Origin of the sequence: Streptococcus mitis (assembly GCF_047464945.1) — a bacterium.
GTDB lineage: Bacteria > Bacillota > Bacilli > Lactobacillales > Streptococcaceae > Streptococcus > Streptococcus mitis_EA.
Window position 1 is genome coordinate 416,928 of sequence record NZ_JASHAX010000001.1, and the last position, 11,211, is coordinate 428,138.

The 11,211-nt window shown below is 37.7% G+C and carries 13 protein-coding genes and 1 pseudogene; 5 read left to right on the top strand and 9 right to left on the bottom strand.

Translation table 11 applies throughout. The annotated features are described in order from the left end of the window. The first annotated feature begins 12 nt into the window (after positions 1–12). From QM424_RS02025 to QM424_RS02035, 3 genes are all read left to right on the top strand, one after another. Positions 13–255: a type B 50S ribosomal protein L31 gene (locus QM424_RS02025; protein WP_000710764.1), complete on the top strand. Its 243-nt coding sequence runs from the start codon at positions 13–15 to the stop codon at positions 253–255. Positions 256–446: 191 nt separating this feature from the next. Then, positions 447–731, top strand: coding sequence for a type II toxin-antitoxin system RelB/ParD family antitoxin (gene relB, locus QM424_RS02030; RefSeq protein WP_414392770.1), 285 nt, complete (start codon positions 447–449; stop codon positions 729–731). Further along, a complete protein-coding gene (locus QM424_RS02035; RefSeq protein WP_414392771.1) occupies positions 721–1,080 on the top strand; it encodes a type II toxin-antitoxin system RelE/ParE family toxin in 360 nt (119 codons plus the stop codon). The genes relB and QM424_RS02035 overlap by 11 nt, the downstream gene beginning before the upstream one ends. A gap of 153 nt (positions 1,081–1,233) precedes the next feature. Here QM424_RS02035 and QM424_RS02040 read toward each other — a convergent pair. Continuing rightward, positions 1,234–1,642 (bottom strand): annotated as a pseudogene (locus QM424_RS02040) (imelysin family protein); the annotation flags it as partial. 222 nt (positions 1,643–1,864) lie between these two features. Here QM424_RS02040 and QM424_RS02045 point away from each other — a divergent pair. Beyond that, entirely contained in the window at positions 1,865–2,164 is a 300-nt protein-coding gene (locus QM424_RS02045; protein ID WP_000981526.1) for a YbaB/EbfC family nucleoid-associated protein, read from the top strand. Positions 2,165–2,273: 109 nt separating this feature from the next. On the opposite strand, the gene QM424_RS02050 is transcribed toward QM424_RS02045, so the two are convergent. From QM424_RS02050 to QM424_RS02080, 7 genes are all read right to left on the bottom strand, one after another. Further along, a complete protein-coding gene (locus QM424_RS02050; RefSeq protein WP_414392772.1) occupies positions 2,274–3,047 on the bottom strand; it encodes a potassium channel family protein in 774 nt (257 codons plus the stop codon). Positions 3,048–3,129: 82 nt separating this feature from the next. Then, positions 3,130–3,939 (bottom strand): MBL fold metallo-hydrolase, encoded by an 810-nt coding sequence (locus QM424_RS02055; RefSeq protein WP_000004961.1) that lies wholly within the window; start codon positions 3,937–3,939, stop codon positions 3,130–3,132. 1 nt (position 3,940) lies between these two features. Further along, positions 3,941–5,290 carry a cell wall metabolism sensor histidine kinase VicK gene (gene vicK / locus QM424_RS02060; RefSeq protein WP_261140462.1) on the bottom strand — a complete coding sequence of 450 codons (1,350 nt, stop codon included), beginning with the start codon at positions 5,288–5,290 and terminating at the stop codon, positions 3,941–3,943. Continuing rightward, positions 5,283–5,990, bottom strand: a complete 708-nt coding sequence (yycF, locus tag QM424_RS02065) for a response regulator YycF (protein WP_000722071.1) — start codon at positions 5,988–5,990, stop codon at positions 5,283–5,285. Before yycF ends, vicK begins: the two co-directional genes overlap by 8 nt. A gap of 55 nt (positions 5,991–6,045) precedes the next feature. Beyond that, a complete protein-coding gene (gene mutY / locus QM424_RS02070) occupies positions 6,046–7,221 on the bottom strand; it encodes an A/G-specific adenine glycosylase (protein ID WP_261140460.1) in 1,176 nt (391 codons plus the stop codon). Between the two features lie 535 nt (positions 7,222–7,756). Further along, complete coding sequence (locus tag QM424_RS02075; RefSeq protein WP_001284642.1) at positions 7,757–8,032, bottom strand: HU family DNA-binding protein; 276 nt, start codon at positions 8,030–8,032, stop codon at positions 7,757–7,759. Between the two features lie 107 nt (positions 8,033–8,139). After that, on the bottom strand, positions 8,140–8,979 hold the full coding sequence (locus QM424_RS02080) for a DegV family protein (RefSeq protein ID WP_414392773.1): 840 nt from the start codon (positions 8,977–8,979) through the stop codon (positions 8,140–8,142). A 141-nt stretch (positions 8,980–9,120) separates the two neighbouring features. Between QM424_RS02080 and QM424_RS02085 the strand changes: the two genes are divergently transcribed. Continuing rightward, positions 9,121–9,969 (top strand): YitT family protein, encoded by an 849-nt coding sequence (locus tag QM424_RS02085; protein ID WP_000592057.1) that lies wholly within the window; start codon positions 9,121–9,123, stop codon positions 9,967–9,969. An 87-nt stretch (positions 9,970–10,056) separates the two neighbouring features. Here QM424_RS02085 and QM424_RS02090 read toward each other — a convergent pair whose 3' ends face one another. Beyond that, a complete protein-coding gene (locus QM424_RS02090) occupies positions 10,057–10,974 on the bottom strand; it encodes a bifunctional riboflavin kinase/FAD synthetase (protein WP_101782021.1) in 918 nt (305 codons plus the stop codon). Positions 10,975–11,211: the final 237 nt, after the last annotated feature.

The window sequence follows — 11,211 nt, forward strand, 5'->3', positions numbered from 1 at the left end:
AAATATTGCAAAATGAAAAAAGATATCCATCCAGAATATCGCCCAGTTGTCTTCATGGACACAACTACTGGTTACCAATTCCTTAGCGGTTCAACAAAACGCTCTAACGAAACTGTTGAGTTCGAAGGCGAAACTTACCCATTGATCCGTGTGGAAATTTCATCAGACTCACACCCATTCTACACTGGACGTCAAAAGTTCACTCAAGCAGATGGACGCGTGGATCGTTTCAACAAAAAATACGGTCTCAAATAATGATAAAAAGACAGCTTCGGCTGTTCTTTTTTTTGTTTCTTGAAATGAACTGCTGTTTTCATGTTCCAAACTCAAAAAAACTTTGCACTCTCAATAACCAAACAATGGTTTCCAGAGTATAGAGTTTTTTCTTGCCTAAAAAATATAAAAGATATATACTAGCTATATATAGTATAGATTGGAGGTATAACATGACGACATCACTTACTAAGCAATACAATTTTAAAATCAATGAGTCATCAATGGAACAAGCTAGAGCTATCATCAGGGAAAAAGGAATGACCATGACTGATGCTATTAGTCTTTTTATCGAGCAGATTGTTCTCGAACAGGATTTGCCAATAAAAACTGCAGAAGATTTACATCGTGAGCGATTGATTCAGGAACTACAAGCCCAATCTGAACGCGCCTTAAGAGAATACGAATCCGGACAAGGAACTTCCCTAGATGATATGAGGCTACGATATGACTTATAAAGTGATTCTATCTACCGAAGTGAGTCAAGCAATTGACAGTATTCATGATTACATTACTACTGTTCTTTTATCACCCCAGTCGGCTAAAAATACTGTGACCAAAATTCTAGACGGCTTAAAAAGTTTAGAACCCTTTCCTGAAGCTGGCTTTGATGCAGATGAAAAAATCGGACTTAAAATCAATAGTAAGTACCCCACACGAGGAAAAATTATCGGGCAATATATCTTGCTTTACTTTATCGATCAAACTCAAAGAACTGTTTTTCTTTCCCACTTATTCCACACAAAAAGCGACTATGTTACCTTGCTACAAAGCAAAAATAACAAAAACTCAAAATCATCATTTTGATGTCAACTGCTCCCTTAATAGCCTTGTGATTATAAAGAATACAGTCTTCATTTTAACTAGAAAACAAAAAAACTTTGCACTCTAGCTAGCCACACGATGGTTTCTAGAGTACAAAGTTTTTTTATTAGTGCAGATTTACTCTTCCTTATCTTGATTTTCAGTTCCTTGAGTTGTATTGTCTTCCCAAAGGATACGCTCGATACGGTGGAATCCTGACCAAACTTTCTCGGTCTTGTTTTCGTCCATATAGTCTGCCAAACGGAAGTCAATCTTGACATCTGATTCACCAAAACTCTCAGCGATTGGTTCTGAACGCTCATAGGACATACGAATCAATGAATAGACCTTCTTGGCTTCTTCTAACTTACCTTCTTTCAACAGTTTGACAAAGCCTTCCGTATCTGTCAACAGTTTATCGATTTGCTCTTGAACAAAAGTCTTATAGTCAGCAGTGGCCTTATCAAGCATTTTCTACTTGTCTTCAGACAAGGCTGTCACCTTAGATGAATCGGTTGTATCTGCTGATTTTTCAAACCTAACAGCACAAGCTTGTCAATAGCAAGGCTGAAGATAAAAGGACAAAACCTAGTTTTTTTCATTGTTTACTCCTATCGGTTCAGGAAACCTGAATTAATTTTACGTCTCATTATACCACGTTTCCACTCATTTTTTAATAAATTTTCAGAAAATTTAATGTTGGGGGATTTATACTAACAATAGACTTTTAACCTTAAAATTGATAAAATAAAAAGGAAAATAAGATAAAAGGAAACTGTAAATCAACATGATGAACATGCAAAACATGATGCGCCAAGCACAAAAACTTCAAAAACAGATGGAACAAAGCCAAGCTGAACTTGCTGCTATGCAATTTGTTGGCAAATCTGCTCAAGATCTTGTTCAAGCGACCTTAACTGGAGATAAGAAAGTTGTCAGCATTGACTTCAATCCAGCTGTCGTTGACCCAGAAGACCTCGAAACCCTTTCTGATATGACTGTTCAAGCCATCAACTCAGCTCTTGAACAAATCGATGAAACGACTAAGAAAAAATTAGGTGCTTTCGCAGGGAAATTGCCATTCTAATAAAAATCACAAAAACGCATAATGTAAGGTGCCAGACCTTGATATTATGCGTTTTATTGTGTCAAGACTTACTTGATTTCTCCTCGAATCAAGTTTTGTCTCACCTTTATTATATTTTTTCAACTAAGTCTTTTATCATTCGATGTAGTTCTTCTATCTTTTCAGATTGTTTCTCTATTAATATTCTCTGACTAGATAATTCATCTTGGAGTTTATCAAATTGTATCTGTTCATCTGGATTCTCCTTTACAAAAAAGTTCGTTAAGGTACTTGTTAACATTCCTATTGTACTAATCCCTACCAACATTAATAAAATAGCTATCCATTTCCCAAAAAGGGAAACTGGAACAATATCACCATAACCAACAGTGGTTACTGTCACAAGAGCCCACCAAAGACTATCTGAGAAGGATTTTTCTTCAACTACAGATAAAATTGAACTTCCTACTAGAACAATAAAAATATTAACATACAAGATATAAATCAAGCCATTTGTCCGTAAGAATCTACTAATTTTTCTTTCTAATTTACCTGTAAGTCCAATTATTCTAAGTAAACGAGTCAGTTTCAGTAATTTTGTCAGCCTTGCTAGGCGGAAGATACGCCCTAATCGAAAAACTGTGAAAATAGCATTTAAAGGTAGGATAGCTAGCAGATCAAAGATATTTTCAATTATGAATCGCCATTTCCCTCTACTTAAAAAGAACCGCCAGCCATAATCTACCACAAAAACACCCCAAAGTAGTAAATCAATAATGTTGTACGGAGGATTGTCCAAATCGACCATCTCAGCAAATCCAAGTAATACCAGAATAACAGAGATTAAAGCAAGTAAAATAATTGTTGTATCATAATAATCTGCAAAAAACCATTTTCTTTTCACACTACTTCTCCTATGTTATTTTTGAACGTTATACCACAACAAATATCTACTAATTTATAAAAAGAAGGCTCTCGCCTTCTTTTTATATGTCTGTCAAGGGTGTTGCGGTATCTGGTGAGGTATCATAAACCTTAAAGTCTACTCCGACTCCCAGATCAGCTTGTGCTAGCTGGTTGACCATGGTCATGTGAGCCAGCTCCTTGATATTGTTTTCCTTAGACAAGTGACCAAGGTAGATTTTCTTAGTGCGATTTCCTAGCGTCCGAATCATAGCTTCGGCACCATCTTCATTAGAAAGGTGACCCAGATCCGATAAGATTCGTTGTTTGAGCCGCCAAGCGTAAGAACCTGCTCGTAAAATCTCTACATCGTGGTTGGACTCGATAAGATAGCCGTCCGCATTTTCGACAATTCCCGCCATACGGTCACTAACATAACCTGTATCTGTCAAAAGGACAAAACTTTTATCATCTTTCATAAAGCGATAGAACTGCGGTGCGACTGCATCATGGCTAACACCAAAACTCTCTATGTCGATATCTCCAAAGGTTTTGGTTTTACCCATTTCAAAGATATGCTTTTGCGAAGAATCCACCTTGCCAAGATATTTACTATTTTCCATAGCCTGCCAGGTCTTTTCATTGGCATAAAGATCCATACCATACTTGCGAGCCAAAACGCCTACTCCATGGATATGATCTGAATGCTCATGGGTAATCAAGATGGCATCCAAGTCTTCTGGTTTGCGGTTAATTTCAGCTAGCAGACTGGTGATTTTCTTTCCAGACAAACCTGCATCTACTAAAAGTTTCTTTTTTGGGGTTTCCAGATAAAAGGAATTTCCACTGGAACCCGACGCTAAAATACTGTATTTAAAGCCTGTTTCACTCATTCTAGTCTTCTACTTCGTCCTCCCATACTTCTTCTTTCACTGCATCCTTATCATAAGGGAGCACAATGGTAAAGGTTGATCCCTTACCGTATTCACTCTTGGCCCAAATAAAGCCTTTATGCTGTTTGATAATTTCTTTGGCAATAGACAGTCCCAGACCTGTTCCACCCTGGGCACGACTTCTAGCACGATCCACACGATAAAAACGGTCAAAAATACGTGGTAAATCCTGTTTAGGAATACCCAAACCTTGGTCAGAGATAGACAAAATCATCTGATCATCAGTCGTCTTCATAGTCACTGTGATTTTCCCACCATCTGGCGAATACTTGATGGCATTGTTGAGAATATTATCAATCACCTGTGTCATCTTGTCTGTATCAATTTCAATCCATACCGAGGTAATTGGGTAATCTCTCACCAGTTCGTATTTCTTATCTTCATCCTGACCTCTTATCTGATCAAAACGGTTGAGGATAAAGGTAATAAAGGCAGTAAAGTTAATCAGTTCCACATCTAGGTGACTGGTCGCATTATCAATCCGTGAGAGATGGAGGAGATCCGTCACCATTCGCATCATACGATTGGTTTCGTCTAGAGATACCTTGATAAAGTCTGGTGCTACGGTTTCACACAAAGCTCCCTCATCCAAGGCTTCAAGATAGGATTTAACACTGGTTAAGGGGGTCCGTAACTCATGGCTAACATTGGAAACAAAGAGTCTCCGTTCGCGTTCCTCCTTTTCCTGCTCCGTCGTATCATGCAAAACAGCAACCAAACCCGAAATAAAGCCAGACTCTCGACGAATCAAGGCAAAGCGAACACGGAGGCTCAGATACTCACCATTAGCATCCTGAGAATCAATCATGAGTTCAGGAATTTGGGTAATCAAATCACGAAGTTCATACTCATCTTCAATCTTAAGCAATTCCAGAATACTTTTGTTGAGAACATCTTCTTTCTGAACACCTAGCTGTTTCTTAGCCATGTCATTAATCATGGTAATCTTACCGCGACGATTGGTCGCAAGGACTCCATCCGTCATGTAAGATAGGATGCTATGCAATCGTTTACTCTCTTGTTCCAGATTTTCTTGGGTTAAACGAATTACTTCTGATAAATCATTGAGATTATTGGTAATATTAGTGATTTCAGAGCTTCCCTGCATATCCAATACCTGAGAATAATCTCCTGCAATCAGGTCCTTAACTTTTTGATTGATTTGCTTCAACCGAACATTATCCCGACGATTTTCTAGCAAAAGTAAGGTCACTACTAAAATAAAGCCAAGTAGAATGAGGATAAAGATAAAATCACTGGTTAAAACTGTATCTTTAATTAGTTTAATCATTATTTCTCATATAATAACCAACACCGCGACGTGTTAGGATATACTCTGGACGACTTGGTGTGTCTTCAATCTTCTCACGCAAACGTCTGATGGTTACGTCGACTGTTCGAACATCTCCGAAATAATCATACCCCCAGACCGTTTCAAGCAAGTGTTCACGCGTAATTACTTGACCGATATGAGAAGCCAAGTGATACAAAAGCTCAAATTCGCGGTGGGTTAAGTCTAGTTCTTCACCGTATTTCTTCGCAACATAGGCATCTGGAACAATCTCCAAGTCCCCAATTTGCAAGGGTTGAGTTTTATTTTCATCTGATTCTTGATTATCTACAGAAGCCAAGTCCGTGCGACGAAGGAGAGCTTTAACACGCGCCTGCAACTCACGATTTGAGAAGGGTTTGGTTACATAGTCATCCGCTCCAAGCTCCAAACCGATAACCTTATCAAATTCGCTATCCTTAGCTGACAGCATGATAATAGGCACACTACTAGTCTTGCGAATAGTCTTCGCAACTTCTAAACCATCAATTTCTGGAAGCATCAAATCCAAAATAATAATATCTGGTTGCTCTGCTTCAAATTGTTCTAGCGCTTCACGACCGTTAAACGCAGTTACAACCTCGTAACCTTCCTTGGTCATATTAAACTTGATAATATCCGAGATTGGTTTTTCATCATCTACAATTAATATTTTTTTCATTTGTTCACCTTTTTCTCTACTATTATATCAAAAAAATAACAAGAAAACACAATAGCTAGTCTTTGCTACTGTCTAAGTTGGCTTGTGCATAAGCCTGCCAGATTTTTTGTTGGGGTTTGGCAAGTGGGTAATTCTTAAACTCTTCTGGTGAAAGCCAGCGAACTTCCCTATCTGAAAAATCATGGTAGTCACTCACCTGACCTGCTACAATCTGTACATTCCACTTTCGATGGCTAAAGACATGCTTGACAGTCTCAAAACAAACATCAAGCCAATCAACATCTAGGTCATAGTCCTGCTGGAAACTCTCTTCTGGACTGGGGCCAAAGTTTACACTTTCTTCTGCAACCTGATGAAAGAGGTCAAACTGCTCCTCTTGCGAAAAGTTATCAACTTCTATCAAGGGAAAATGCCAAAAACCTGCCAATAGCTTTTCACTTTCATTTTTTTCAAGTAAAAATTGTCCCTGAATATTTTTGACCACCAAGGCTTTAAGATAAATTGAGACAGGCTTTTTCTTAGGAGCCTTTATTGGATAACGGTCCATTGTGCCATTCTGATATGCCGCACTAAAGTCCTTCACTGGACTCTCTTCTGGCCTAGGATTAACTGGCGCCTCAATATCTGAACCCAAGTCCATCAAAGCTTGATTAAAGTCACCCGGACGCTCTGGATCAATCAAGATTTCCATCATTGCCTGAAAAATTTTGCGATTGCTAGGAATCCCAATATCGTGGTTGACTTCAAACAGACGGGCCAAAACCCGCATAACATTACCATCAACAGCTGGCTCAGGCAAGTTAAAAGCAATACTGGAAATGGCTCCTGCTGTGTAAGGGCCAATCCCTTTTAAACTAGAAATTCCTTCATAGGTATTTGGAAATTGACCACCAAAGTCAGTCATAATCTGCTGGGCTGCAGCCTGCATATTGCGTACTCGAGAATAATAACCCAAACCTTCCCAAGCCTTCAACAAACGCTCTTCAGGCGCATTCGCCAAACTTTCTACTGTTGGAAACCAGTCCAAGAATCGTTCGTAGTAAGGGATAACTGTATCCACTCTGGTCTGCTGGAGCATGATTTCAGATACCCAGATATGATAAGGATTTTTACTTCTCCTCCAAGGTAAATCTCTTTTGTTTTCATCATACCAAGTGAGAAGTTTCTTACGAAAAGAAACAATCTTCCCCTCTGGCCACATGACGATACCGTATTCTTTCAAATCTAACATATCTCTAGTATAACACAGAAGATTTCACCTGTCTTTGTATCTGATTTATAATATTTTCAATAGATAGTATGTAACTTTTCTATCTACTTAAATATTTTTAATATGACTTCAGCTGAAAATCGATCTAATATCATAGAATGCAATTATCCATCTTCATGGTTTGATGTTGAGACAAATAATACTCAATGAAAATCAAAGAGAAAACTAGGAAGCTAGCCGCAGGTTGCTCAAAGCACTGCTTTGAGGTTGTAGATAAGACTGACGAAGTCAGTCACATATATAATCCAAGGTGAAGCTGACTTGGTTTGAAGAGATTTTCGAAGAGTATAAGCTAGAAATACAGTATTATTTAAAATAGTCAATCATCCTACGGATAAACAATAAAAACTCATCTCCCTTATAAAACAATGAAAACGCAGATTGATATCATCCTAAAACAAGTAACAAAGGGAAAATAATGTTTTGCCCCCTATACACAAAAAAAGCCTGTCACACAAGCTCAAATACTTGATATGATAGGCTTTTTAAAGGCTGATTATTTAACAGCGTCTTTAAGAGCTTTACCAGCTTTGAATGCTGGAACTTTAGAAGCTGCAATTGTGATTTCTTTACCAGTTTGTGGGTTGCGACCTTTACGTGCAGCACGCTCACGAACTTCAAAGTTACCAAAACCGATCAATTGAACTTTTTCACCAGCTGCAAGGTAGTCAGCTACTGCTGAAAATACAGCTTCAACTGCTGCTGCTGAGTCTTTCTTAGTCAATTCTGTAGCTTCTGCTACTTTAGCGATCAAATCTTGTTTGTTTGCCATGTTAATGATTCCTCCAAATTAATTTCTAATTAACAAATATAATCATATCCTAAAATCCCTTATAGGTCAAGTTAAAAACGCTATTTATTCGCATTTTCTTTATTTTTTTAGGAATGGTAACGTACCAAAATAGCCCACGCATTCTCGCCTGTATGAGTCTGAATAATAGAACCCGTTTCTAAAACAGAAATTGGTTTTTCAACATAAGCTTGTAAACTTTCTTTCATCTCTTTTGCCCAGTCAGCATTACCTGAATATGAAATTCCAATCTCTGCTACAGAACGTTCAGAGAGAGATGTTGTCAACTCATCCAACCATTTTTTAAAGGTTTTAGCTCCACGACCTTTAACAATTGGCTGCAATTCATGGTCTTTCATTTGCATGACAACACGGATATTGAGAAGTGAGCTCAACAATCCAGTTACACGGCCAATTCGTCCACCTTTGACAAGATTTTCCAAAGTTGAAACGCCAATATAGAGCTCCGTACGTTTTTTTACCTCTTCAACGTGAGATAAAATTTCCGCCATATCTTTGCCTTCTTGTGCTAATTTCGCAGCCTCAACAACTTGGAATTTCAAGGCTTGGTCAGTAAAGGAACTATCGATAACTGTCACGTCGGCAGTAGATAGGCTGGCACCTTGGCGTGCTGCTTCTACAGTCCCCGAAAGAGCATGGGACATATGAATAGCAAGAATCTGGCTACCATCTTTGCATAGGTCTTCAAAAACTTCAGCGAAGACACCTACAGGCGGTTGGCTTGTCTTAGGAAGATTCTTACTTGCTTGCATCAACTGAAGAAATTTACCTTCTTCTTTCAAATCCGCATCAGAATAAACAACATTATCAATCATTACAGATAATGGAACAATTGTAATATCTAATTGTTTTACTAGTTCTGGTTCAATAGTAACAGATGAATCGGTTACAATCTTAATTTTTGTCATAGTATCAATCTTTCTATTTTAGGATTCAGATTGGTTTTCTTACTTCTAATTATATCAAAAAAAGATTAAAAATCCTAATGGAGTCAATCAAATTTTCCGTAAAAATTTGATATAATCAACTTATAAGAAAAGAGGTGTCCTATGATTAAAAAAATTTACCCCATTTTTACCATTTTACTAGGTGCTGCTATTTATGCTTTTGGACTGACTTATTTTGTAGTTCCCCATCATCTCTTTGAAGGAGGGGCGACAGGTATTACCCTCATCACCTTTTATCTTTTTAAAATCCCTGTTTCCCTCATGAACCTGCTGATTAATATTCCCCTTTTCATCCTAGCTTGGAAAATATTTGGAGCAAAATCTCTCTATTCTAGTTTGCTTGGAACCTTAGCTTTGTCAGCTTGGTTGGCTTTTTTTGAGCGTATTCCCCTTCATATTGACCTTCAAGGTGATTTACTGATTACTGCACTTATAGCGGGAATTCTATTGGGAATTGGTCTTGGAATTATCTTTAATGCTGGAGGTACAACTGGTGGTACTGATATTCTAGCTCGTATTCTCAACAAATACACTCATATATCCATGGGAAAACTGCTCTTTATCTTAGATTTTTGTATTCTCATGCTCATTCTCCTAATCTTCAAGGACTTGAGATTGGTTTCCTACACGCTCTTATTTGATTTTATCGTTTCGCGTGTCATTGATTTGATTGGAGAAGGTGGCTATGCTGGTAAAGGATTTATGATTATTACAAAACGTCCTGACCAACTTGCTAAAGCGATTAATGATGACCTAGGAAGAGGCGTTACTTTTATTTCTGGTCAAGGCTACTATAGTAAAGAAAATTTGAAAATCATTTACTGTATTGTCGGTAGAAATGAGATTGTGAAAATGAAGGAAATGATTCATCGAATCGATCCTCAAGCCTTTATAACTATTACAGAAGCCCATGAAATCCTTGGCGAAGGATTTACCTTTGAAAAAGAATAAAAAGAGGTAGTGTAGTGACCTCAAAAGTTAGACTTATTCATCTATCTTTTGGGTTACAAACAGCCTCTTTTTTAATTACCCAAACTCTTAAGACCAATTCCGAGCTACTTCTTCATCAGCCCTTAACTGATCCACTAATTGGTCAACTGAGTCAAATTTGCTCATATCTCGAATGCGATCAAGCCAATAAACCATGACGGTTTCCCCATAAATATCTTGATTAAAATCAAAAATATTGACTTCAAAACGTGCTTCTTCTCCATCAAAGGTCACATTTTTCCCGACACTAGCCATAGCACGATACTTCTGTCTTTGAATCTCAACATCAACGACATAAACGCCATCTGCTGGCATATAAGTACGATCTAAAAGCACCAAATTAGCTGTTGGATAACCAATCGTACGACCACGAGCATTGCCATGAACCACCATACCTCTTGATGGAAGCGGTGCCCCCAAAAGTTCTCCTGCTTCTTTTACATTTCCATCTAAAATAGCTTGACGGATACGAGTTGAACTAATCTTTCCTTTCTCATCTTCTACAGGTGGAACGATAATGACTTCTCCATCAAAGTAATCCTTTAAGTCTTCTGCCGTTTTTTGGTCAGAACCAAATGTATAATCAAAACCTGCAACAATAATTTTGGCATTCATAGCCTTGATATAAGTTGCAAAAAATTCTTCTGCCGTGAGACTAGCGAATTGACTACTAAAATCAAGGAGATATAATTCTTCTACGCCTTCACGCTTTAATTTCCTCTCACGTTCAGCAGGGTTCAAAATATGTAAAAACAGATCAGGATGATAAGGCTCTAAAGCAATCTTTGGAGATTCATTAAAGGTCATAACGACGATAGGTAATAAATCTTTTCTCGCAGCCTTATTGGCAATGCGAAATAATTCTTGATGCCCCTTGTGTATACCATCAAAATAGCCGAGAACAACGACTGAATCAGATGGTGTACCAATATCTTTTTGGTTTTTTATAGGAATAGTAATAATCATAAAATAATTATATCATAGCGATAGCTATTTCTGGAACAGAAAATCTGAAATGTCGTTTTTTTCACCTGAAATAGCCATTTTTTCAAAAGGGAGTAGCATGCAAATATATATTGACTCTGATATACTAGATTTACAAAAAAGGTGAACGATTAACATCATAAGCCATTCCCAATTTATTCTTATCGTATCACCATTCATAATCATCCTTGAGTGAAGAACTGATAGTTGAATAGCCTG

Excerpts from the sequence above, each read along its gene's own strand:
- QM424_RS02025 (WP_000710764.1), top strand. The coding sequence starts at position 13 with ATGAAAAAAGATATCCATCCAGAATATCGCCCAGTTGTCTTCATGGAC.
- relB (WP_414392770.1), top strand. The coding sequence starts at position 447 with ATGACGACATCACTTACTAAGCAATACAATTTTAAAATCAATGAGTCA.
- QM424_RS02035 (WP_414392771.1), top strand. The coding sequence starts at position 721 with ATGACTTATAAAGTGATTCTATCTACCGAAGTGAGTCAAGCAATTGAC.
- QM424_RS02045 (WP_000981526.1), top strand. The coding sequence starts at position 1,865 with ATGATGAACATGCAAAACATGATGCGCCAAGCACAAAAACTTCAAAAA.
- QM424_RS02055 (WP_000004961.1), bottom strand. The coding sequence starts at position 3,939 with ATGAGTGAAACAGGCTTTAAATACAGTATTTTAGCGTCGGGTTCCAGT.
- vicK (WP_261140462.1), bottom strand. The coding sequence starts at position 5,290 with ATGATTAAACTAATTAAAGATACAGTTTTAACCAGTGATTTTATCTTT.
- yycF (WP_000722071.1), bottom strand. The coding sequence starts at position 5,990 with ATGAAAAAAATATTAATTGTAGATGATGAAAAACCAATCTCGGATATT.
- mutY (WP_261140460.1), bottom strand. The coding sequence starts at position 7,221 with ATGTTAGATTTGAAAGAATACGGTATCGTCATGTGGCCAGAGGGGAAG.
- QM424_RS02075 (WP_001284642.1), bottom strand. The coding sequence starts at position 8,032 with ATGGCAAACAAACAAGATTTGATCGCTAAAGTAGCAGAAGCTACAGAA.
- QM424_RS02080 (WP_414392773.1), bottom strand. The coding sequence starts at position 8,979 with ATGACAAAAATTAAGATTGTAACCGATTCATCTGTTACTATTGAACCA.
- QM424_RS02085 (WP_000592057.1), top strand. The coding sequence starts at position 9,121 with ATGATTAAAAAAATTTACCCCATTTTTACCATTTTACTAGGTGCTGCT.
- QM424_RS02090 (WP_101782021.1), bottom strand. The coding sequence starts at position 10,974 with ATGATTATTACTATTCCTATAAAAAACCAAAAAGATATTGGTACACCA.